The 21,860-nt window shown below is 70.9% G+C and carries 18 protein-coding genes; 7 read left to right on the top strand and 11 right to left on the bottom strand.

Annotation, left to right across the window (positions count from 1 at the left end; all coding sequences use genetic code 11):
- Positions 1–18 precede the first annotated feature (18 nt).
- Positions 19–903: an NAD(P)-dependent oxidoreductase gene (locus HMH01_RS05785; RefSeq protein ID WP_171323322.1), complete on the bottom strand. Its 885-nt coding sequence runs from the start codon at positions 901–903 to the stop codon at positions 19–21.
- Positions 904–1,047: 144 nt separating this feature from the next.
- On the opposite strand from HMH01_RS05785, the gene HMH01_RS05780 reads away from it, so the two are divergent.
- The 7 genes from HMH01_RS05780 (at position 1,048) to HMH01_RS05750 (ending at position 8,401) form a co-directional block, all read left to right on the top strand.
- The gene (locus HMH01_RS05780; protein WP_171325250.1) at positions 1,048–1,554 is read left to right on the top strand and encodes a TRAP transporter small permease subunit; all 507 of its coding nucleotides are present in this window, start codon (positions 1,048–1,050) and stop codon (positions 1,552–1,554) included.
- A gap of 108 nt (positions 1,555–1,662) precedes the next feature.
- Entirely contained in the window at positions 1,663–2,985 is a 1,323-nt protein-coding gene (locus tag HMH01_RS05775; protein ID WP_171323321.1) for a TRAP transporter large permease, read from the top strand.
- Positions 2,986–3,058: 73 nt separating this feature from the next.
- On the top strand, positions 3,059–4,093 hold the full coding sequence (locus tag HMH01_RS05770) for a TRAP transporter substrate-binding protein (protein WP_171323319.1): 1,035 nt from the start codon (positions 3,059–3,061) through the stop codon (positions 4,091–4,093).
- A 92-nt stretch (positions 4,094–4,185) separates the two neighbouring features.
- Entirely contained in the window at positions 4,186–5,556 is a 1,371-nt protein-coding gene (locus HMH01_RS05765; protein ID WP_171323317.1) for a glutamine synthetase family protein, read from the top strand.
- Between the two features lie 92 nt (positions 5,557–5,648).
- Positions 5,649–7,025: an aldehyde dehydrogenase family protein gene (locus HMH01_RS05760; RefSeq protein WP_171323315.1), complete on the top strand. Its 1,377-nt coding sequence runs from the start codon at positions 5,649–5,651 to the stop codon at positions 7,023–7,025.
- Between the two features lies 1 nt (position 7,026).
- Positions 7,027–8,172, top strand: coding sequence for an iron-containing alcohol dehydrogenase (locus tag HMH01_RS05755; protein WP_171323313.1), 1,146 nt, complete (start codon positions 7,027–7,029; stop codon positions 8,170–8,172).
- A 79-nt stretch (positions 8,173–8,251) separates the two neighbouring features.
- Positions 8,252–8,401 carry a hypothetical protein gene (locus HMH01_RS05750; RefSeq protein WP_171323311.1) on the top strand — a complete coding sequence of 50 codons (150 nt, stop codon included), beginning with the start codon at positions 8,252–8,254 and terminating at the stop codon, positions 8,399–8,401.
- Positions 8,402–8,407: 6 nt separating this feature from the next.
- On the opposite strand, the gene HMH01_RS05745 is transcribed toward HMH01_RS05750, so the two are convergent.
- From HMH01_RS05745 to HMH01_RS05700, 10 genes are all read right to left on the bottom strand, one after another.
- Positions 8,408–8,686, bottom strand: coding sequence for a DUF6522 family protein (locus tag HMH01_RS05745; protein WP_171323309.1), 279 nt, complete (start codon positions 8,684–8,686; stop codon positions 8,408–8,410).
- Positions 8,687–8,701: 15 nt separating this feature from the next.
- A complete protein-coding gene (locus HMH01_RS05740) occupies positions 8,702–9,706 on the bottom strand; it encodes an LLM class flavin-dependent oxidoreductase (RefSeq protein ID WP_171323308.1) in 1,005 nt (334 codons plus the stop codon).
- A 52-nt stretch (positions 9,707–9,758) separates the two neighbouring features.
- Entirely contained in the window at positions 9,759–10,634 is an 876-nt protein-coding gene (locus tag HMH01_RS05735) for an ABC transporter ATP-binding protein (RefSeq protein ID WP_246237283.1), read from the bottom strand.
- On the bottom strand, positions 10,631–11,641 hold the full coding sequence (locus HMH01_RS05730) for an ABC transporter substrate-binding protein (RefSeq protein WP_171323306.1): 1,011 nt from the start codon (positions 11,639–11,641) through the stop codon (positions 10,631–10,633). The genes HMH01_RS05735 and HMH01_RS05730 overlap by 4 nt, the downstream gene beginning before the upstream one ends.
- Before the next feature lie 37 nt (positions 11,642–11,678).
- Positions 11,679–12,419: an ABC transporter permease gene (locus HMH01_RS05725; protein WP_171323304.1), complete on the bottom strand. Its 741-nt coding sequence runs from the start codon at positions 12,417–12,419 to the stop codon at positions 11,679–11,681.
- Positions 12,416–13,285: a DUF58 domain-containing protein gene (locus HMH01_RS05720; RefSeq protein ID WP_171323302.1), complete on the bottom strand. Its 870-nt coding sequence runs from the start codon at positions 13,283–13,285 to the stop codon at positions 12,416–12,418. Before HMH01_RS05720 ends, HMH01_RS05725 begins: the two co-directional genes overlap by 4 nt.
- 744 nt (positions 13,286–14,029) lie before the next feature.
- On the bottom strand, positions 14,030–15,052 hold the full coding sequence (locus HMH01_RS05715; RefSeq protein WP_246237282.1) for an AAA family ATPase: 1,023 nt from the start codon (positions 15,050–15,052) through the stop codon (positions 14,030–14,032).
- Entirely contained in the window at positions 15,049–19,257 is a 4,209-nt protein-coding gene (locus tag HMH01_RS05710; RefSeq protein ID WP_171323300.1) for a VWA domain-containing protein, read from the bottom strand. Before HMH01_RS05710 ends, HMH01_RS05715 begins: the two co-directional genes overlap by 4 nt.
- A complete protein-coding gene (locus HMH01_RS05705) occupies positions 19,254–20,780 on the bottom strand; it encodes a hypothetical protein (RefSeq protein WP_171323298.1) in 1,527 nt (508 codons plus the stop codon). The genes HMH01_RS05710 and HMH01_RS05705 overlap by 4 nt, the downstream gene beginning before the upstream one ends.
- Positions 20,781–20,855: 75 nt before the next feature.
- A complete protein-coding gene (locus HMH01_RS05700) occupies positions 20,856–21,743 on the bottom strand; it encodes a type 2 periplasmic-binding domain-containing protein (RefSeq protein WP_171323296.1) in 888 nt (295 codons plus the stop codon).
- Between the last annotated feature and the right edge of the window lie 117 nt (positions 21,744–21,860).

Here is a 21,860-nt window from a genome sequence, read left to right as displayed (position 1 = left end):
GCGGTCAATCGGCGCGGATCAGATCTTCTCGCCCTTCAGCACCCGCAGGCGCTGGATCAGGCTGGACGTATCCCAGCGCCCGCCGCCCAGCTGCTGCACGTCGGCGTAGAACTGGTCCACCAGCGCCGCCACGGGCAGCGACACGCCGATCTGCCTGGCGGTGTCGAGCGAGATGCCCAGGTCCTTGCGCATCCAGTCGACCGCGAAGCCGAAGTCGAACTTGCCGTCCACCATGGTCTCGGCCCGGTTCGACAGCTGCCAGGACCCGCCCGCGCCCTGCGCGACCAGTGCCGCGACCTGCTTGGCGTCAAGCCCCGCGGCGGTCGCGAAATGCAGCCCCTCGGAAATGCCCTGCACGATGCCCGCGATGCAGATCTGGTTGACCATCTTGGTCAGCTGGCCCGCCCCCGCCTCGCCGAAGCGGATGGTCGCCTTGGCATAGGCATCCATCACCGGCTTGGCCTTGTCGAAGGCGTCCTCGGTGCCGCCGCACATGATCGCGAGCTGGCCGTTCTCGGCCCCCGCCTGCCCGCCCGATACCGGCGCATCGACGAAGCCCAGCCCCTTGTCGGCGGCCGCCGCCGCGATCTCGCGCGCCACCTGCGCCGAGGCGGTGGTGTGATCGACCAGCACCGCGCCCGCCTTCATGCCCGCAAGCGCGCCGTTCTCGCCGAAGATGACAGAGCGCAGGTCGTCGTCATTGCCGACGCAGGACATGACGAAGTCGCAGCCCTCGGCGGCTTCGCGCGGCGTCTCGGCAAAGGCGCCGCCATGCTGGGCGGCCCATTTCTCCGCCTTGGCCGTGGTGCGGTTGTAGACCGTCACCTCGTGCCCCTTCGCCTTCAGATGTCCGGCCATGGGATAGCCCATGACGCCCAGACCCAGGAATGCAACCTTGGCCATGCTCTCTTTCCTCCATTCCGCTGCGTAAGCCTCGGGCGTGTTATAATGCCGTGGCCGCGGGGGGAAACCCCCCGCAGACAAGCCGCCCGAATGCCGCCGACAAGCCGATTGACAAATCGCCCCGCCATGTCGCTTCATCGCGTCATGCCCAAGTTCATCGTTTATTTCGTGAAATACGTGGATGCGGTGAACTACCGGGTCGGGCGGTTCGCCATGTATGGCATCTTCGTCATGATGGCGATCCTGCTCTGGTCGTCGATTTCCAAGACCTTCTTCACGCCGTCGCTCTGGACGCTTGAAATGGCGCAGTTCGCGATGGTGGCCTATTACATCCTGGGCGGCCCCTATTCGATCCAGCTCGGCTCGAACGTGCGGATGGACCTGCTCTACGGTGGCTGGAGCCTGCGCAAGAAGGCCTGGGTCGACGCCTTCTCGGTGTTCTGCCTGCTGTTCTTCCTCGTGGTGCTGCTGTGGGGCGGGTTCAGTTCCACCGCCTATTCGCTGGAATACGGCGAGCGCAGCCCAACCGCGTGGCGCCCGCAGATGTGGCCGATCAAGGTCATCATGTGCGCGGGCATCCTGCTAATGCTGCTGCAGGCGCTCTCGGAACTGTTCAAGGACATCGCCCGCATCCGCAACGTGGAACTCTGAGATGCCGCCGCACCCCCTGCCCCGCCTTCCACTTTCCTCAAATATCCCCGCCGGAGGCTCCGGCGCCGCCGCGGGCCCCGCGTCGGCATTCATGGGCGCTGGCCGCTGATGTCCTACGAACTCATAGCCATCCTGATGTTCAGCACCATGATGCTGATGCTGATGACGGGCCAGCGCGTGTTCGGCGCGATCGGCGCCGTGGCGGCGCTGGGGGCGGTATTCCTCTATGGCACCGGCGGGGTGGAGATCCCCTTCTCGGCCGCGATCAAGCTGATGAAATGGTATCCGCTGCTGACGCTGCCGATGTTCATCTTCATGGGCTATGTGCTCAGCGAAAGCCGCATCGCGGACGACCTTTACCGGATGTTCCATGTCTGGATGGGGCCGGTTCCCGGCGGGCTGGCCATCGGGACCATCGGGCTGATGGTGCTGATCTCGGCCATGAACGGGCTGTCGGTCGCGGGCATGGCGATCGGGGCGACCATCGCGCTGCCCGAGCTGCTCAAACGCGGCTACGACAAGCGCATGGTCACGGGGGTGATCCAGGCGGGCAGTTCGCTGGGCATCCTCGTGCCCCCCTCGGTGGTGCTGGTGCTCTACGCGATGATCGCGCGCCAGCCGGTGGGCCAGCTGTGGCTCGCGGGCGTCATGCCGGGGCTGATGATGGCCACGATGTTCGTGATCTACATCTGGGTCCGCTGCCGCATCCAGCCGCATCTGGGCCCGGTGCTGCCCCCCGAGGAACGCAACGTCCCCATGGCCGAGAAGCTTCGGCTGCTGCGCGCAGGCCTGCTGCCGCTGGCGATCTTCTTCACCATGATGTTCCCCTTCATCAACGGCTGGACCTCGCTGGTGGAAAGCTCGGCCATCGGCGCGCTGACGGCCTTCATGGCGGCAGTGGTCAAGGGGCGGATGACCCGCGCGGTGTTCGAGACCTCGGTCCGCCAGACGCTGGCCATCACCTGCATGTTCATGTGGATCATCCTGGCCGCCCTCGCCTTCGGCGCGATCTTCGACGGGCTGGGGGCCGCGCGCGCGCTCGAGAACCTGTTCGTGGGCGAGCTGGGCCTCAGCCCCTGGGTCATCCTGATCCTGATGCAGCTCAGCTTCCTGCTGATGGGCACCTTCCTGGACGATACCGCGATGCTGGTGATCGTGGCGCCGCTCTATGTGCCGCTGGTGGCGGGGCTCGGCTTCGACCTGATCTGGTACGGGGTGCTCTACACGATCACGACCCAGATCGCCTACATGACGCCGCCCTTCGGCTACAACCTGTTCCTGATGCGCGCGATGGCGCCGAATGACGTGACGCTGGCCGACATCTACCGCTCGATCATTCCGTTCGTCGCGGTGATGCTGCTGGCGCTGACGCTTGTGATGGTGTTCCCGCAGATCGCCCTGTGGCTGCCGGAAATGGTATATTCGAAATGACACAAGAGCCGCGCGACAGCGGCCGTAATTGCAACGAGCACGTTAAGGCCCAGGCTTCGACAAGGAGGACGAAATGACAACCAGACGCAAGTTCCTGACTTCCGCCGGTGCGGTGGGCACCGCCGCCCTGGCCGCCCCGGCGGTCCATTCGCAGAGTACGATCCGCTGGCGCATGCAGACCTATGCCGGCGCGGCGCTGGCCGAGCATGTGATCGTCCCGGCGATCAACAGCTTCAACAAGATCGCAGGCGAGCGCATGCAGATCGAGCTGTTCTTCGCCGACCAGCTGGTCCCCACCGGAGAGCTGTTCCGCGCCATGCAGCGCGGCACGATCGACGCGGTGCAGTCCGATGACGACTCGATGGCCTCGCCCACGGAAGTGACGGTCTTCGGCGGCTACTTCCCCTTCGCCAGCCGCTACTCGCTCGATGTGCCGGTGCTGTTCAACCAGTATGGCCTGAAGGAGATCTGGGAAGAGGAATACGCCAAGGTCGGCGTCAAGCACATCTCTGCCGGGGCCTGGGATCCCTGCCATTTCGCCACCAAGGATCCGATCAACAGCCTGGCCGACCTGCAGGGCAAGCGCGTCTTCACCTTCCCCACCGCGGGCCGGTTCCTGGCGCAGTTCGGCGTGGTCCCCGTGACCCTTCCCTGGGAGGACATCGAGGTCGCGGTCCAGACCGGCGAACTTGACGGCGTCGCCTGGTCCGGCATCACCGAGGATTACACCGTGGGCTGGGCCGACGTGTGCAACTACTTCCTCACCAACAACATCTCGGGCGCCTGGATCGGACATTTCTTCGCCAACATGGACCGCTGGAACGAGGTGCCCGAGGATCTGCAGGAACTGCTGCGCGTCTGCATGGACCAGTCGCACTACTACCGCCAGTGGTGGTACTGGGGCGGCGAGGCGGACCTGCGCGTGAACGGCACCAAGATGGAGCTGACCACCATCCCCGACGCGGAATGGGCGCAGGTCGAGCAGGCGGCGAACGCCTTCTGGGACGAGATCGCCTCCGAATCCGAGACGAAGGCCCGGATCGTCGGCATCATCAAGCAGTACAACGACGCCATGGCCAAGGCCGGGCGCCCCTACCGCTACACCTGATCCCCCGCGCGAAGGGGACAGGACCGGCCGGCCCGCAACGCGGGCCGGTCCGCGCCGGACGGGTCCGGTAACAAGAACACGAGAGGGACATCATGGCCGCGCCGCTGAGCCTGCAAGAGCTGACCGCCGCCGTCGAGGCAGGCGAAATCGACACCGTCATCATGGCGCAGGTGGACATGCAGGGCCGCCTGATGGGCAAGCGATTCCACGCGAGCCACTTCCTCGAATCCGGCGTGCACGAGACGCATTCCTGCAACTACCTGCTGACCGTCGACATGGAGATGGAGCCGGTTCCGGGCTTCAAGTCCGCCTCCTGGGCGACGGGCTATGGCGACTACATGATGAAGCCCGACCTCTCCACCCTGCGGCGGATCCCCTGGCAGGAGGGGGCGGCGCTGGTGATCTGCGACATCATGGACCACCACGGCCATGACGACATCGCCGTCTCGCCCCGCGCGATCCTCAAGCGCCAGCTGGCCCGCGCCCATGCGATGGGCTTCCAGCCGATGATGGCGTCCGAGCTGGAATTCTACCTGTTCGAGGACAGCTACGCGCAGGCGCATTCAAAGGGCTATCGCGGGCTGACCCCCGTCAGCACCTACAACGAGGATTACCACCTCTTCCAGACCACCAAGGAAGAGGGGGTGATGCGCGCCATCCGCAACGGGCTTTTTGGGGCGGGCATCCCGGTCGAGAACTCCAAGGGAGAGGCCTGGGCCGGGCAGGAAGAGATCAACGTCAAGTATGCCGACGCGCTGAGTGCCGCCGACAACCACGTCATCACCAAGACCGGCGTGAAGGAAATCGCCTGGGCACATGGCCAGGCCGCGACCTTCATGGCGAAATACGACTTCAGGGCCGCGGGCTCTTCGTCGCACATCCACCAGAGCCTGTGGTCCACCGACGGGCGCATCCCGCTGTTTCTCGACCCCGACGGCGAATACGGCATGTCGGAAACCATGCGCCACTACGTCGCCGGGCTGCTTGCCCACGCCTCCGAGGTGACGGCCTTCCTTGCGCCCAACATCAACTCCTACAAGCGCTTCCAGGCCGGCACCTTCGCGCCGACGAAAGCGGTCTGGAGCCGCGACAACCGCACCGCCGGCTACCGGCTGGTCGGCGAGGGCACCAAGGCCATCCGCATCGAGAACCGCGTCGGCGGGGCGGACCTGAACCCCTATCTCGCCTTCGCGGCGCAGATCGCGGCGGGGCTGGCGGGGATCGAGCAGAAGCTCGCGCTAGAGCCCGAATTCAGCGGCGACGCCTATTCCGCGCGCCGGGTCCGGGAAATCCCCAAGACCCTGCGCGAGGCGACGGTGGCGCTCAAACGCTCCGGGATGCTGCGCGCGGCGATGGGGGACGACGTGGTCGATCACTATGTCCACGCCGCCGAATGGGAACAGTTCGAATACGACCGCCGCGTCACCGACTGGGAGATCGCGCGCGGCTTCGAACGCTCCTGATCCGGCCTTGACTCCCCCCCGCGCGCGGGCGCATCGCTGATGCCGGCCGCGCCCGGCAGGGGCGCAGGAAAACGATACGTTCCGAGGGAAAAATGACCAAGCTCACCTGCATCTCGCCCATCGACGGCTCGGTCCATGCCGAACGCCCCGTTCTGTCGCTCGACGCGGCCCAGGCCGCCGTCGCCCGCGCGCGCAAGGCGCAGAAATCCTGGGCCGCGCGCCCGCTGTCCGAACGCATCGCGCTGGTCTCGGCCGGGGCCGAACGGCTGTGCGAGGGCGGCGATGCGGCGGTCGAGGAACTCGCGCGGATGATGGGCCGCCCCACCCGCTACGGCGGCGAATGGGGCGGCGTGAAGGAACGCACCGCCTACATGAGCCAGATCGCGGCCGAGACGCTGGCCCCCATGGTGGTCGAGAACAGCGCCCGCTTCGAACGCCGGATAGAGCGCGAACCCCACGGCGTCGTCTTCGTCATCGCGCCCTGGAACTACCCCTACCTGACCGCGATCAACACCATCGTGCCCGCACTGATCGCGGGCAACGCCGTGATGCTGAAACACGCGACGCAAACCCTGCTGGCGGGCGAGCGGATCGTGCGCGCCTTCACCGAGGCGGGCGTCCCGGCGGACGTGTTCCAGAACGTCTTTCTAGACCACGCCACGACCGAGGCGCTGATCGCCAGCCGCGCCTTCGGCTTCGTGAACTTCACCGGCTCGGTCAGGGGCGGGCAGGCGATCGAACGCGCCGCCGCCGGCACCTTCACGGCGCTGGGGCTGGAACTGGGCGGCAAGGATCCGGGCTACGTCATGGAGGACGCCGACCTCGACGCGGCCGTGGCCACGCTGATGGACGGGGCGATGTACAACTCCGGCCAGTGCTGCTGCGGGATCGAACGGATCTACGTCGTCGAAAGCCTGTATGACGCCTTCGTCGAGAAGTCCGTCGAACTGGTGAAGGGCTATGTTCTGGGCAACCCGCTGTCGCCCGACACCACCATCGGCCCGATGGCCAACCGCCGCTTCGCCGATACCGTTCGCAGCCAGACCGCCGAGGCCGTGGCCCAGGGCGCGGTGGCGCTGATCCCGACCTCTCCGGCGGATGACGGCGGCTGTTACCTGACGCCGCAGATCCTGGTGAACGTGGATCATTCCATGCGGGTGATGCGCGAGGAAAGCTTCGGCCCCGTGGTGGGCATCATGAAGGTCCGGGACGACGAGGAAGCGATCGAGCTGATGAACGATTGCGACTACGGCCTGACCGCCTCGCTCTGGACCCAGGACGCGGACCGCGCCGCGCGGATCGGCCGCCAGATCGAGACGGGGACCGTGTTCATGAACCGCTGCGACTATCTTGACCCGGCGCTGTGCTGGACCGGCTGCAAGGACACCGGCCGCGGCGCAGCCCTTTCGGTGCTGGGCTACCATTCGCTGACCCGGCCCAAATCCTTCCACCTTCGGAAAGCCCTCTGACATGAGCCTCACTGCCAACTGGTCCTACCCCACCGCCATCCGCTTCGGGGCGGGCCGCATCCGCGAGCTTGGCGCCGCCTGCGCGGCGGCCGGCATCCGGCGCCCGCTGCTGGTCACCGACCGCGGGCTTGCCGCACTTCCGCTGACCGCGCGCGTGCTGGACGTGATGGAGGAAGCGGGCCTGGGCCGCGCGGTGTTCGCGGAAGTGGACCCCAACCCGTCGGAGGTGAACCTGGAGGCGGGGCTGAAGGTCTACCGCGCGGGCGGCCATGACGGCGTGATCGCCTTCGGCGGCGGCTCGGGACTGGACCTGGGCAAGATGATCGCCTTCATGTCGGGCCAGACCCGGCCCGTCTGGGATTTCGAGGATATCGGCGACTGGTGGACCCGCGCCGATCCCGCGGGCATCGCGCCCATCGTGGCGGTGCCGACGACCGCCGGGACCGGGTCCGAGGTGGGGCGCGCGAGCGTCATCACCAACAGCCAAAGCCATGTAAAGAAGATCATTTTCCACCCCAGGGTGCTGCCATCGGTGGTGATCGCGGACCCCGAGCTGACCGTCGGCATGCCGCCCGCGATCACCGCGGGCACCGGCATGGACGCCTTTGCCCATTGCCTCGAGGCCTATTCCTCGCCCTTCTTCCACCCCATGAGCCAGGGCATCGCGCTGGAAGGCATGCGGCTTGTGAAAGACTACCTGCCGCGCGCCTATCATGACGGCACCGACATCGAGGCGCGGGCGCAGATGCTGGCCGCTGGGGGCATGGGCGCGGTGGCGTTCCAGAAGGGGCTGGGGGCGATCCACGCCGTCTCGCACCCGGTGGGGGCGCTCTACAACACGCACCACGGGACGACCAATGCGGTGGTGATGCCGATGGTGCTGGAGATGAACCGCGCGGTCATCGAGGAGCGCATCGAACGGGCCGCGGCCTATCTGGGCATCAAGGGCGGGTTTGACGGATTCTACCGCTTCGTCATGGACTTGCGGGCAGAGTTGAAGATCCCCGCGCGGCTGGGAGAGATGGGCGTGGGCCGGGACCGGATCGACCAGATGACCACCATGGCGCTGGATGATCCGAGCGCCGGGGGCAACCCGGTGGCGATGACGGAAGACAATACGCGGGCGCTGATAGAGGCTTGTATCTGAAGCGAAATCCGCGTCTGCAAAGCGTATGGAAAGTGTATGGCAAGCGTATGGCACCTTGCCATACGCGCGGGGGCGGATGATGGCGGGGGACGGTAACGCGTTTCCCATTCGCCCCGCCTGTGAGCGCGAGGCGGCTGCGGGCACGCTGACGCTGCGGCGGTCCATCGCGGACCGGGCCGCCGACAAGTCGGAAACGCCGGAGGGGCTGCGGCTGGTCAAGCCGTCCTGACGCGCCTCACTCCGGGCCGCCGGTCCCCTTGCGGGCGGGCGCGTCGAAGGTCGAACGTTTCAGGATCGTGCCCGCCTCGTCCACCGTGAAGCGGCAGGCGCGGCCCTCGTGATAGAAGCTGAGGCGCCAGCGGCCCGCATCCTGGTCCATCCCGGTCTCGCAGCGCGACACGATCCGGCCGTCGCGCATCCGGGTGCGCACCTCGGACGCCTTCAGACCGAAGGCCTCGGCCAGCAGCGTCGCATCGACCACGAAACCGTCGCCCTGCCGCTCGATCCCCGACACGGCCCCGCCCCCCGCTCAGGCCGCCACGGGGCGGTCGCGCAGGTCGTGGAGCACGCCCGAGGCGATTTCCAGGCTGCGGCGGCGGGCGGCGTGGTCGTGGATCATGCCGCTTACGATCACCTCGTCGGGGCGGTGGCGGGCGATGAGCGCGCCAAGCTGCGCCCGAAGGGTCGCGGGCGACCCGGTGGCGGAGCAGGACAGCGCCTGCTCGACACCGGCCATGACATGCGGCGGCACATGGGCTTCCACGTCGTCCACCGGGGCGGGCAGCTTGCCGGGCCGCCCGGTATGGAGCCGGGCGAAGGCGAGGATCTGCGAGGAGCGCAGGCGCACGGCCTCGGCGTCGGTGTCGGCTGCGGTGACGCCCACCGCCATCATGGCGTGGGGCCGGTCGAGCCATTCCGAGGGCTGGAAGGCGTCGCGGTAGATCGCCAGCGCCTGACCCAGGGCCGCGGGCGCGAAATGCGAGGCGAAGGCGTAAGGCAGGCCCAGATGGGCGGCAAGCTGCGCGCCGTACAGGCTGGAGCCGAGGATCCAGACCGGCACATGGGTGCCCGCGCCCGGAATGGCCTGCACCGGGGCGTCGGCGTTGTCCCCGAAATAGGAGAGCAGTTCGAGCACGTCTTGCGGAAAGCCGTCCTCGGGCGCCATGTGCCGGCGGAGCGCGCGGGCGGTCGCCATGTCGCCCCCCGGCGCGCGGCCGAGGCCAAGGTCGATCCGGCCGGGAAAGAGCGTGGCGAGCGTGCCGAACTGTTCGGCCACCACCAGCGGCGCGTGGTTGGGCAGCATGATGCCGCCCGCGCCGACGCGGATGGTGCGGGTCGCGGCGGCGACATGGCCGATCACCACGGCGGTGGCGGCGCTGGCGATGCCGGGCATGTTGTGATGCTCGGCCAGCCAGTAGCGGTGATAGCCCAGCCGCTCGGCCGTCTGCGCCAGATCGACGGTCGCGGCCAGCGCGTCGGCGGCGGTCCTGCCCTCGGGGATGGGCGCGAGATCGAGAACGGAAAAATGCTGCATGGGTGCCTCCGCCCCTGAAGCTATGCGCTTGGCGGGCCGAGGCCAAGGGGCGCTAGCCGTCGGGGCTGTCGGGGGTCCAGTGGCCGGTCAGGTCGCGGCCGAAGAATTCGGAATGGGGGTCGTTCATCACCAGTTCGAACATGCGTCTGGCGAGATGGGCGCGCAGCGTGCGGTAGCGCGGGTCGCTGCGCACGTCATAGGTCCAGCGCGGGCGCGGCAGGTCCACGTCGAGGGTTTCCATGATCCGGCCCGGGCGCGGGCCCATCAGCACGATGCGGTCGGCCAGAAGGATCGCCTCGTCCACGCTGTGGGTGACGAAGAGGACCATGGAGCGTTGCAGCATCCAGAGCCGCATCAGTTCGATCTGCATGAGTTCGCGGGTCTGCGCGTCGATGCTGGCGAAGGGCTCGTCCATCAGCAGGATGCGCGGCTCGCAGGCGAAGGCGCGGGCAAGTGCCACGCGCTGCTTCATGCCGCCCGACAGTTCGCGGGGATATGAGTCGGCAAAGCGCGAGAGGCCGACCATGGCGATGTAGCGGTCTGCCCGTTCCGCGCGTTCGGCGTCCGCGAGGGGAAGCGCCCGAAGCGCGAAATCCACGTTGGCGCGGACCGTGGCCCAGGGGATCAGGCGGAAGGACTGGAACACGAAGCCCATGTCGGGGCCGGGGCGGGCGGGGGCGCCAAAGACCTCGACGCTGCCGGCATCGGGCTGGATCAGCCCGTTGGCCAGCCGCAGGACGGTGGTCTTGCCGCAGCCCGACGGGCCCAGAAGGGCGACGAAGGTGCCGGGGCCCACGTCGAGGGTGATGTCGCTCAGCACGCGAAGCGGCTGGCCGTCGCGCGTGGCGAAGGTCTTGTCCACCCCCCGGAGCGAGAGTGCCCGCGGCACGGTGCCCGTGCCGCAGGGGGTGCCGCGCATGGCGTTCATCGGGCCGGCCTGTCCCCGGTTTCGTCCACGCCGAGTTGCGCGAGGACCGCGTCCACGATCGAGAAATCGGCCCATTGGTCAAGCGTCACCTTGGGGGTCGTGGCGAAATCCGCGGTCGCGTAGATCCAGTCCTGGGTGTAGCGCAGTTCGTCGGCGTTCATGCCGCCGTTCACGCTCCATGTGCCGGCGAAGGAGGTGGCGAGTTCCTGAAGCTGCTCGGGCGAGAGGTCGCCGCCGTAAGGCGCCATCGCGGCGGCCCAGGCGGCGGGGTCGTTCGAGAAGTCGCGCGAGAGGGTGACGAGCGCGCGGACCACCGCCTCGACATCGGCGCGGCGGGTGTCCAGCACCTGGCGGGGGACGACGTTCACCTTGTTCACCACCGGGGCCGCGGCGTAATAGGCGTCCTGGCCCACGAGGACGGAAAGCCCGGTCTTGTCGGGCAGCGACAGCCAGACGCCGATCGACATGGTGGTGGCGTCCACATGGCCCGCGGCCAGCGCCTGCGCGCGCACCGGCGGCTGGCCGAGGGCCAGGATGTCGAGGGTTTCCATGTCCACCCCCGCCGCCGCCAGCACCTTGGTGCTGAGCGAATGGTCGAGGCTGCCCAGCCGGCCCACGCCGAAGCTGTGGCCGGGAAGCTGCGCGGGGTCGGTGATGTCGGATTTCGCGGCGATCAGGAAGGGCAGCGACTTGTTGGGCGAGGTGACGGCCACCAGGTCGGCGCTGTCGGTGGCGGTCAGCTGGAGAAGCGCGTCGACGCCGATATTGGCCATGTCGCCCTCGCCCGCCTGGAGGGCGGCGACGGCCGACGGGGTCTGCTGGACGCGGACGAGTTCGACATCGACGCCCTCGCGCGCGAAGTAGCCAAGCTCCACGGCCAGGTCCATGACGGAGTTCGGCACGACGGGCGGCTCGAGATGGGTGACGACGAGGCGGAACGGCTCGGCGGTGGCGGCGGTGCCCAGCAGGCCCAGGGCCAGCAGGGCGGGGGCGAGTGCGTGTTTCATGGTTGGTGTCCCTCCGGTTTACGGGGTGTTGCCTGCCTCAGCCCTTGCCGCGCCAGCCTTCGAGGCGGCGTTCGGCCTGTCGCAGGATTTCGGTGACGACCACCCCGATCAGGGCGAGGGTGATCACGATGACGAGGTATTCGGCCATCCTGAAGGTGTTGCCGAAGAGCGCGAGCAGCCCCCCCAGGCCGCTGACGGCGGTGTAAAGCTCGGCCACCACGGTGTTGATCAGGCCGATGGTGGCCCCGATGCGCAGGCCCGCCACGGTGAAGGGCACGGCGCTGGGCAGGATGATGCGCCAGAAGATGCGCGCGCGGCTGGCGGCGACGGAGCGGGCCATCTCGATCAATTCGTCGTCCACCGCCTGCACGCCGGCATAGGTGTTGATGAGGATGGGCATGATCGCGCCGAGAAAGACGATGAAGACCTTGGCCTCCAGCCCGAGGCCGAGCAGCACGATGATGAGCGGGATGAAGGCCACGCGCGGGGTGGCGGCGAGGGCGAAGACGAAGATGTCGAGGGTCTTGCCGAGGATGCGGACGGTGCCCATCAGCACGCCCGCGGGGATCGCCACCAGCGCCGCCAGCGCGAAGCCGGTGAGATAGACCCTGAGCGTGTCGCCCACCGCCGACAGGAGCCGGCCGCTTTCGGCAAGGCGGCGGGCGGCGTCGAGCGTTTCCAGCGGGGTGGCGATCACGTTGCGCCCGACATTGGCGGCGGCGAGATACCAGAGCCCGACGAGGAGGACGAGAAAGGCCGTGCGCAGCAGCAGGATCATGCGATCACCCCCAGCGCGGGCCAGTCGCGCAGCAGCAGGTCGTGCAGCGGCGTCGCGGTCGAGACGGGCAGGTAGCGCCCGCCCGCGCCCTCGATCCGGGCGCGCAGATCGTCGCGGAAGGCCTGGGCCGTGCGGCGGAAGCGTTCGCAGACGGCCGCATCCAGCACCAGATCGACGGTGGCGCCGGTCTCGGGGTCGGCAAGGCGCAGGTCGCCCTGGGGCAGAAGCGCGGGGTCGGTGTCCTCGGGCGTCGCGATCTGGACGGCCCAGAGTTCCGCGCCAAGCCGGCGGACCAGCGGGCGGGGCAGATCGGCGATGTCCCACCAGTCGCTGAGCAGCAGCGTCAGCCCCCTGCCCTCGATCCTGCGGGCGGCGGCGGGCAGGCAGTCGCCCAGATCGCCGCCGGGCGCGGGCGCACGGTCGAGCCAGTCGAGCGCGCGATCCACGCAGGACGGGGTCTGGAACAGGGGCGACCAGTCGAGCCGTCCCTGCCCCGCGACGGCGAAGCGCAACTGGTCGCCGCCCGCCAGCGCGACATGGCCGAGAAGCGCCGCCAGTTCCAGCGCGTGGCGGTGGCGGCGGCGGTCCCCGATCAGCATGGAGGCGCTGGCGTCGATCAGGATGGTGACGGGAAGCTGGCGGTACACCTCGTATTCGCGGATATGGGCCTCGCCCAGCCGGGCATAGAGATGCGGATCGAGATGGCGCAGGTCGTCGCCCGGCTGGTAGGGGCGGTGTTCCATGAATTCGAGCCCCGGCCCCTTCTGGCGCGAGCGCCGCTCGCCGATCCCGCGCGAGGCCGGTGCCACGCGGGGGATCAGGCGGCGGCGCGACAGGCGGTCCAGAAGGGCGGGCGCGGGTCTCATGCGGCGGTTCCGGCGGCGAGGGGCTGGGATTGGCGCATCGGCGCGTCCGGCAGGCAGGGACGCGGGTCCGGCATGGGCTTCGCGTGTCCGCCCGTCTGCGAAATGGGGCGCCTGCGCAGCGGATGGCAGGGCCGGGCGGCGACGGGCCCCGGGCGGCCGGGCGTCGTGCTCATGTGGCAGCCCCCGGTCAGGGGCGCCTCGGGTGCGCTTAGAGGGCACGGGACATGGCCCTCGTGGGGGAGGCAGCCGGGGAGGTGGAGGCGCGGCGATCTCGGGGAGTCTCCGGTCGCGCGGGAGCAGTGATGCAGGTTTGCCGGTGGCAGGCTCATCGGGGTCGTCGCTGCGAGACTTTCTGGTGCCGGACGCGGATGGCGCAGGTTGTGGGCTGCGCTGGGGGAGTGGTCCGAGGTGGCGCGGCGCGGCGATTTCAGAGAGAAGACGATCCCGCGCGAGGTTGCTGCGACGGGCAGCGTAGGATCCGCGCGGGGAAGGCGGCGCGAGGATGCCGGTGGCAGGCTCGTGGGGGCAAGCACTTCTCGGCAAAGCGGTGCCGGGCGGGGGTTGCCGTCGGCGCTGCACGCATGGTGGCCGTCGTCCGGGATTTCGAGGTTCGGACCAATCCGGTGCAGGCCCGTGCCGCAGGCGCGCCGGGCGAGGCGCTGCGTCATGCGGAAGTGCGGACAGGCGGGCGCGGGTGTCATGCGGCGGCCATCGTTGCAGGGCCCGGAGGGGTGGCTTGCAGGCTCATGCGGCGGCTTTCATCTCGGCGCGCAGGAGGCGCAGGCACAGGGCCTCGGGGTCGATGCCGGCGGCCTCCCCCTCGTAGTTGAGCTGGAAGCGGTGGCGCAGGACGGGGGCGAGCACGGCCTCCAGATCCTCGAAGGCGACGTTGTAGCGGCCCGCGAGCAGCGCATGCGCCTTGGCCGCGAGCACCAGCGCCTGCGCGCCGCGCGGGCTGAGGCCGAAGCGGAAATGGCGCCGCACCTCCGCGTCCGCCGCCGGGTTTCCGGGCTGGGTCGCCAGCGCAAGACGGGCGACGGTGCGCTGGACATGGGCCGCGATGGGGACCATCCGCACCAGCCTTTGGGCGGCGAGGATCGCGTCCGCATCCAGCACCGGCGCGGGGTCCGCGCGTTCGACACCGGTCGTCAGGCCCAGGATGTCGTGCAATTCCGCCTCGGACGGGTAGTGCATCACCGACTTGAAGAGGAAGCGGTCGATCTGCGCCTCGGGCAGGCGGTAGGTGCCGTCCATCTCGATCGGGTTCTGGGTGGCCAGCACGAAGAAGGGCGCGGGCAGTTTCATGGTCGCGCCGGCCACGGTGACGGTGTGTTCCTGCATCGCCTCGAGCAGCGCCGACTGGGTCCGGGGCGTGGCGCGGTTGATCTCGTCGGCCAGAAGCACCTGGGTAAAGACCGGCCCCTCCTGGAAGCCGAGCCGCGTGCCGCCCCGGGCGTCGGGCAGAAGCGCCATGCCGCCGGTGATGTCGGCGGGCATCAGGTCGGGGGTGAACTGGACGCGGCGGAACGAAAGCCCGGTGGCCGCACCCAGCGTGTGCACGAGCAGGGTCTTGCCCACGCCGGGCGGTCCTTCGAGCAGGACATGCCCGCCCGCGATGAGCGCGAGAAGAAGCTGGTCCACCACCTGGCGCTGGCCCACGACGCGGGTCTCGATCGCAGCGCGGGTGCGGCGGAGCGCGTCCACCATCGCGTCGATCTGCGCCCTGTCGAAGCTGTCCACCGCGATCGCGTCGGGTCTGCCGTTCATGCCGCGTTCCTTCTGTCTGCGTCGGTCTGCATGGGGGATGCCGGGGCCGCGCCCGGCGCCACCGGGCGCCGGCGTGCGGCAATATTGCGGGCCGCGCCCGCGACGGGTCCGGCCACCGCAAGGAGAAGCGCGAGCAGAAGCCAGGGCCGCCAGAGGGGCGAGAGCACGATCCGCCGGCCCGGATCGAAGGGCTGGAGGGGGGCTGCCACGACCTGCCCGCCGCTGGCGGCGGCCAGGGCCGCCAGCGCCGGGGCGGGGTCGGCGCTGGTGTCCTGCGCGGCCATGTAGGGAACATGGAGCGCGGCCCCTTCCGTGACGCCGTCGAGGGTGACGCCGATCCGGTGCAGGCCCGGCGCGGGCAGGTCGAGGTGTGCCTCGTACTGGCCGGGGCGGGTTTCGGTCAGCGGGGCGGTGCGGGTTGTGTCCATGAGCATGGCGTTGCCGCGCGCGCCGCGGACCGGGAAGCCCAGGTCGTCGAGCGCGGTCACGGTGACGGCAACGCGGTCGCCCGCGCGGTCGAGCGCGACGGCAAGGCCCGGGCGCGGCGTTCCGGGCAGAAGCGCGCGGGCCAGTTGCGCCCAGAGCCGGGGGTAGTCGGCGCGCGCCTGCCACGCGGCGGCGTCGGCCGAGGCGGGGTTGGCGGCGAAGGCCAGCACCTGCCCGTTGCCCTGCCGCCAGGAGGCCATGAGGGGCAGCGGCTCGGCCTCCCCCTCGGGCTGGAGGTCCAGCAGGCGGGTGGCCTCGGGCTTCGCCGTGGTGCGGACCGCGCCCGCGATGGGGGGCCAGGCGGGGCCCAGCTTCGCCAGCGGCAGCGTGGCGGTGTCGTGGGCGGCGACGGGGTGCGGGTCGCGCAGGACAAGGTCGCCCGACAGGGTCAGCGTTTCCTCGGACAGGATGCTGGGCAGGGCGCGGAAGTCGCGGGTGGCGTAGTAGTTGCCGCCCCCCGCATCGGCGATCAGCGCAAGCCGGTCGGTGATGGCGCTGGAGCCGAAGGCGATGGTGGAGACGGTGATGCCCTCGGCCTCGGCGCGGGCGAGGACGGGGGCGAAATCGGTCTGCTCGATCAGCCCGTCGGTCATCACGACGATGTGGCGCAGTTCGGCCTGCGCGGCGCGCAGGTCGGCCACCGCCTGCTCAAGCCCGGGCAGCAGCACGGTGCCGCCGCCGGGCTGCACGGGGCCCAGCGCCGCGGCGACGGTGGCGGGGGTGGGATCGGCGGTCAGCGGCAGGATCTGCCGCGCCTCCTGGTCGAAGACGACGAGGCCGATGCTGCTGCCCTCGCCCATCAGGTCCACCGCGCTGAGGGTGGCGGCCTTGGCGATGTCGAGGCGGGTGATATCGCCCACCATGCCCTGCATGCTGCCCGAGCGGTCGATGACGAAGACGAGGGCTGCGACAGGTGCATCATGCGGCACGCGGGAAGAGAGCGGCGAGAGATCCTCGAGCGGGCTGTCGTAGTAGCCGCCGGGGCCGAAGCTGCGGTTGCCGCCCAGGATCATCAGCCCGGTGCCGTGGCGGCGGACGGCGTGGGCGAGATGGTCGAGCGTCTCGACCTGGAAGGCGCGGGCGGGCAGGTTCATCAGGATGACCAGATCCTGCGCCATCCAGTCCTCGGCCCGGCGGGGCGCGTCGCGCGGGGTGGCGACGCGGGGCGCAAGGCCCTGGAGGGCAAGGGCGGCGGCGAAGCGTTCGGCCGCGGCCAGTTCCTGGGTGAGGATCAGGACGGAGGCGGGCGGGTCGACCTGGACCAGCGCGCCGGCGCGGTCGTTGGCGGGGCGCGGGTCGGAAAGGCCTGCGAGTTCCACCTCGATCAGCGCGGTGCCGGGGTCGCCTGCCTCGAGGGTGCCTTGATGGCGGCTCGGGCCGCGGGGGATGGTGACGGGACGCTCGGACACCAAGGCGCCGTCGCGAAGGATGCGCAGGGTGGCGGTGCGGGGGATGTCGCTGTGGAGAAGCGCCGTCACCGGGTAGGTGTCGCCGGGGTGGAGCCGGGGCGGCACGATGACCTGCCGCAGCACGGTGTCGCCCCGGACCTGCGCCGGGGGCGTCACGTCGATGGGGATGCCACGGGCGGCGAAGGCGGGAATGGCGCGGGCCATGTCGCCCTGCGTCTGCCCGGCCGGGGGGGCGAGGTGGACGCGGCCCTCGCGGCCCTCGGGCAGCATGGCAAGCGCGAGGCGGAGGGCCCGCTCGATGTTCACCGGGGCGTCGCCGGACGGGGTGACGGCCATGGGCGCGCCGGGGTCGGCCGTGCCGCCGGTGACGGGGTCCACGAGGGCGGCCCGCGCGGGGCGGCCCGCGCCATCGCCCACCAGCACGAGGGCGCGGGCGGGTTCGGGGTGCGGAAAGGGCAGCTGGAGAAGCGCCGCGAGCACCGCCGCCATGGCGGCCCCGCGTGGCGCAAGCGCCGTGGCGCGGGCGCGGAAACCGGACCGGGCGCGCGCGGCAAGGATCGCCTCGGCCAGCAGGACAGGGACGAGACATGCCGCGAGGATCTGCCAGAAGGGGCGCGGGGGCGCGGGCAGCGGCTCGGCGGGGCGGGCGCGGATGTCGCCTTCGCCCTCGGGCACCGGGTGGACGGCGAGGAGGCGCGTGCCGCCGGCGGTGGCGATACGATGCAGGCCCGTTTTCACCGGGGTGAAGGCGGCACCGTGGAGCGGCAGGCCAGCACCATCGGGGCCGGTGACGGTGGCGCCGGTCTCGCGCGTCTCTATCGTGCAGGGGCCGCCCGCGTGGCAGATCTGCCCCGCCATCGCGCGCGGGTCGATGCCGAGCGAGGCGACGAGGTTGTGCACGAGCATCGGGAAGGCCGGATCGCCGGTCCAGCGCGGATCGGGGGCGAGGCCAAGGCGCAGTTCCTGCCCCGAAGCCGTGGCGCGCACGCTCAGGACCGGCGCGCCGCCGGCCGACAGAAGGACGGCGGCATCGGGGCTGGCGCGGTGGGGATAGAGCCGGAGCGGGCCGGGCCAGGCCGGGTCCAGCCCGCGCAGCAGCGGATGGGACGGATCCCGGCCGTCGATCGCGCCGTCCCGCGGGGCGGCGGGGGCATCCTCGCCCCGGATCGTGGCCCGGCCGAGAAGCAGCAGGTTGGTGGCCGGGCGACGGTCGAGGGTGGTGTCGTTGGCGATGACGAGGTCGAAGCCGGCGGCGGCATCGGGCGGCAGCGTCGTGCCGCGGGTGATGGCGACGGGACCGAGGGCCGCCAGCGCGCGTTCCATCGCGGGCTCGGGCGCGCCGATCCAGTTCACCGATAGCCCGCGCGGCGCGTCGTACAGGACAAAGGCCAGCGTGTCGTCATGGGACGCCGCGTCGGGCAGCAGCGACAGGGTCAGACGGCCCGCGCCGGGGAAACGCAACTCCTGGGCAAAGGGGATGCGGGTGGTGCCCTGCGCGTCGATCACCGCGGCCTCGGGGTCGAGCGAGATCCAGCCCCAGTCGAGATCGCCCTGCCCGCCGTCGGGGCCGAAGCGCAGGCCCACCCCCTCGGGGGCGGGTTGCAGCCCGCCGAGGACCACCTCGCCCCGGACGCGCCAGCGCCCCGACGCGTCGAGCGGCTGGACCGAGGCGCGCAGCCCCGCGTTGGGGGTCGTCGGCGCGCCGAAGGGGATCACGCGCAGGGGCAGGTCGGCGGGGGCGGGGTCGGGAAAATCGGAGAGGGCGACGATGTCTGTCCGCTCGGTCGCGCGGGAAAGGCCGCGGGCCAGATCATGGGCCGCGGCCCAGTCCGCGCCGCCATCGCCATGCGCCAGACCCGAGAGATCCCTTCGCCGGGCAAGGGCCGCGTCCTGCCGGGCGATCACGGGCTCTGCCCGCGCGCCGACGGCAATGAGGGAGACGCGGGCCGCATCGGTGGCGAGCATCCGCGCCAGCGTCTCGCGCGCGGCGGTGAAGCGGTCGGGCGCGACGTCGCGCGCGCCCATGCTGGCCGAGACATCGAGCAGGTAGATGCGGTGATCGGCGGGCGGCGTGCCGAGCCGCGGCTGCGCCATCGCAAGGGCCGCGAGCGCCACCGCGGCAAGCTGGAGGAACAGCCGCGCGGATGGCGGCGGCCAGCGCAGCCGGGGGCGCGGCGTGGCGCCGGTCGCGACCAGCCGCCAGAGCCGCAGGCTTGCCACCTCCACCCGATGCTGGCGGCGCGCATGGGCCAGCACGACGGGCAGCGCGAGAAGGCCTGCGAGTAGCCAGAGCGGGGATGCGAAACTCATGGCCGCCCCTCGGGGTCGGGGCGGAAATAGGCGGCGAGCGCGTCGCGCTGGCCGATGCCGCGCAGGCCGCGGGATTGCGCGGTTTCGGGCAGGCGGCGCCAGTCGGGGGACGCGCCGGGGATCGCCGGGAGGGGTGCGGCTTCGGCGGCGCGCGGCGCGCGCGCGACCTGGATGCGGCCGCCATCGGCGGCGCGGCGGGCGGTGTCGAGGGTGACGGCGGCGCCGGGCGCAAAGCTGTCGGGCGAGACGGTGCGGCCGCCGCCGATCACGTTGGTGCCCTGCCCCGCCTCGAAGCTTTCGCCGGCGCCGGACCGGGCCGAGGCGCCGATGCGGAAGCCGTCCAGCAGGGAACCGGCCTCTGCGTTGCCGGGCAGGCCCTGCGCCTGGCTGTCGCCCTGACGCTCCAGCAGGATGCTGGGCGCGTTGGTGGGATCGCTCATCATGAAGCAGTCGAGATCGCCGTCATGGACGCAATCGCCGTCCCGGAAGATCGTCGGCTCTCCGTCGGCCCCGGTGCCGCCGCCCATCTGGCCCTGCCGGGCGGTGGACATCTCGGGCGTGGGGGGCGCGTCCGCCTGGGCCTGGGCCACGCGGTCCTGGCGGGGGCCGTTCTCTGGCGCGGACGGACCCTGGGCGGTGGCGGGGGCCGGGGCTGCCTGCGGCGCGGCGGCGGGCGGCGCGGTCGGGGAAAGCCGGTCGAGCGCCTGTTCCAGCGCCAGCGTGACGGGATCCGCGGCGGCGGCGGCGCGCCCTGTGCGCGCCCGGCTTTCGGCGACATGGTCCATCAGGCGCGAGAGTTCTGCCGCGGCGGCGCTGGCGGTGGTCTCGCCCGTGGCGAGGGTCCGGGCAAGGCCGGCGAGTTCGCGGGCCACGGCCGCAAGGTAGGGGTCGTCGTGGCGGGCGGCCTCGGCCGCGGCATGGCGGGCCGCTTCGTCCAGCCGGGTGGCAAGCGGCGCGCGGTCGGCGGCGCGCAGGCCGGGTTCGGGCGCGGTCGGGGTGACGGGAGGGGCCGCTTGGGGGGCGGGCGGATCCAGCCGTTGGGCGGCGGCGGCGATGGCCAGCGCAAGAAGCGCGGCGACGGCCCAGCCGCGCCAGCGACGGTCAGCCAGGCTGGCGGGCGCGACCAGCGCGGCGTGGCCTGCCGCATCGGCGATGAGCGCGCGGTCGAGCGGGCTGGCGGGTGCGTGGCGGGACACCTCGAGCGCGGTCGCCAGCCGCTCCTGCGTGCGGAGCACCCGGTCGGCGCGGCGCGCGAGACGGTCGAGCGAGGGGCCACGCAGAAGCGCGGGCGCAAGGGTCGCAAGAGCGACCAGCACCGCGGCCGGCAGCGCAAGGCCAGGCGGGCCGAGCCCGTCGGGCAGGATGCCGGGGGCAAGCGTGGCGCCCGCATGGGCAAGGGCCGCGACGGTCACGCCAACGCCCAGCGCGCGCGCCGCCGTGCCGAGAAGCCGGCGCCTGCGCGCGGCCCGCAGGCGCGCCAGAAGCGGGTCGAGCCCCGCCGTGACATGCCCCCGCGCGCCCATCGGCCCCTCAGCCGCCGGAGGGCGCGGCCGGCGTGCCGGCCCGGCGCGGGAACTTGTGGGGCGCGCGGCCCATGCTCAGGCGCCCCCGGCCCGGGCGGGGATGCCGGAGAAGCCGTGCAGGTCCAGCAGATCCTCGATGGTGCCGTCCTCGATCATGCTGTCGATGGCGCGGTCGATCTCGGCCCGCAGGAAGGCGCTGCCCGCGAGCATGATGCCGCCGATGCTGGTGGGGCTGGCGATGGCGGGGTCGATCGCGACGGGGTGAAGCCGGGCCGCCTGTTCGGCCATGTCCTGCGCGAGGACGGCGAAGACGGGGGAAAAGATGAGCATGGCCTCGGTCTGGTCGGTGAGGACGGCGTCCATCTGGTCCCGGGCGCGGGCGAAGGGGATGCGCTTCAGCCCCGCATCCGCCCCCTCGGTCGCCATCCAGCGCGCCAGCGCGAGATCGCCCGGAGAGGCGAGCGGCGTCGCGATGCGGCTGCCGCTGGGCAGATCCGCGATCGAGGCGGGTCCGTCCGCAGAGGCCAGGACCATGTAGTCGTAGCTGACCCAGGGCCGGGTCACGGTGAATTCGGGGGCGTATTGGACCGGGCCCACCTGGAAGCCCAGCACCACCTCGCATTCGTTCCACAGGAGCTTGAAGACATCGGCCTCGAGCCCGTCGCCATCCATGCCGTAATCGGCGCCGACGGTGATGAATTCGCTGTCCAGAAGCAGGCGGTCGGCGATTTCCCCTGCGACCGCCTTGTCGAAGTCGTTGGTCAGGTTCACGTCGAACTGGCAGAAGCGGATCACGTTGCCCTCCGCGATGCGCCAGTTCTTCAGCTCGGCCTGGTCCACCTCGCCGATGAGCTGCGCGGGGGCCGGTCCGGCTGCCAGTGCCATGAGCGCCGCGAGGCAGGTCATGCCCGAGCGCAGCGCGCGTTTCGATCCTGCCGCGCCAAGCATCGACTTTGCACGCATCGCCTTCACCCCTCTGGCGGATCGTTGTCGCGGCGCGCCTGCGGAGGGTCGCCCGGGCCGATCCGGATTGTCGTTTGTCTGTCGTTCGGGCTGTCCCGGGCCGGCTGGGCGCCGCCC

This window comes from Halovulum dunhuangense, assembly GCF_013093415.1.
Lineage (GTDB): Bacteria > Pseudomonadota > Alphaproteobacteria > Rhodobacterales > Rhodobacteraceae > Halovulum > Halovulum dunhuangense.
This window is presented reverse-complemented; position numbering and strand designations above follow the sequence as displayed.

Excerpts from the sequence above, each read along its gene's own strand:
- HMH01_RS05725 (WP_171323304.1), bottom strand. The coding sequence starts at position 12,419 with ATGATCCTGCTGCTGCGCACGGCCTTTCTCGTCCTCCTCGTCGGGCTC.
- HMH01_RS05740 (WP_171323308.1), bottom strand. The coding sequence starts at position 9,706 with ATGCAGCATTTTTCCGTTCTCGATCTCGCGCCCATCCCCGAGGGCAGG.
- HMH01_RS05710 (WP_171323300.1), bottom strand. The coding sequence starts at position 19,257 with ATGAGTTTCGCATCCCCGCTCTGGCTACTCGCAGGCCTTCTCGCGCTG.
- HMH01_RS05785 (WP_171323322.1), bottom strand. The coding sequence starts at position 903 with ATGGCCAAGGTTGCATTCCTGGGTCTGGGCGTCATGGGCTATCCCATG.
- HMH01_RS05760 (WP_171323315.1), top strand. The coding sequence starts at position 5,649 with ATGACCAAGCTCACCTGCATCTCGCCCATCGACGGCTCGGTCCATGCC.
- HMH01_RS05775 (WP_171323321.1), top strand. The coding sequence starts at position 1,663 with ATGTCCTACGAACTCATAGCCATCCTGATGTTCAGCACCATGATGCTG.
- HMH01_RS05770 (WP_171323319.1), top strand. The coding sequence starts at position 3,059 with ATGACAACCAGACGCAAGTTCCTGACTTCCGCCGGTGCGGTGGGCACC.
- HMH01_RS05730 (WP_171323306.1), bottom strand. The coding sequence starts at position 11,641 with ATGAAACACGCACTCGCCCCCGCCCTGCTGGCCCTGGGCCTGCTGGGC.
- HMH01_RS05700 (WP_171323296.1), bottom strand. The coding sequence starts at position 21,743 with ATGCGTGCAAAGTCGATGCTTGGCGCGGCAGGATCGAAACGCGCGCTG.
- HMH01_RS05755 (WP_171323313.1), top strand. The coding sequence starts at position 7,027 with ATGAGCCTCACTGCCAACTGGTCCTACCCCACCGCCATCCGCTTCGGG.
- HMH01_RS05765 (WP_171323317.1), top strand. The coding sequence starts at position 4,186 with ATGGCCGCGCCGCTGAGCCTGCAAGAGCTGACCGCCGCCGTCGAGGCA.
- HMH01_RS05705 (WP_171323298.1), bottom strand. The coding sequence starts at position 20,780 with ATGGGCGCGCGGGGGCATGTCACGGCGGGGCTCGACCCGCTTCTGGCG.
- HMH01_RS05750 (WP_171323311.1), top strand. The coding sequence starts at position 8,252 with ATGGCGGGGGACGGTAACGCGTTTCCCATTCGCCCCGCCTGTGAGCGC.
- HMH01_RS05735 (WP_246237283.1), bottom strand. The coding sequence starts at position 10,634 with ATGAACGCCATGCGCGGCACCCCCTGCGGCACGGGCACCGTGCCGCGG.
- HMH01_RS05780 (WP_171325250.1), top strand. The coding sequence starts at position 1,048 with ATGCCCAAGTTCATCGTTTATTTCGTGAAATACGTGGATGCGGTGAAC.
- HMH01_RS05715 (WP_246237282.1), bottom strand. The coding sequence starts at position 15,052 with ATGAACGGCAGACCCGACGCGATCGCGGTGGACAGCTTCGACAGGGCG.
- HMH01_RS05720 (WP_171323302.1), bottom strand. The coding sequence starts at position 13,285 with ATGAGACCCGCGCCCGCCCTTCTGGACCGCCTGTCGCGCCGCCGCCTG.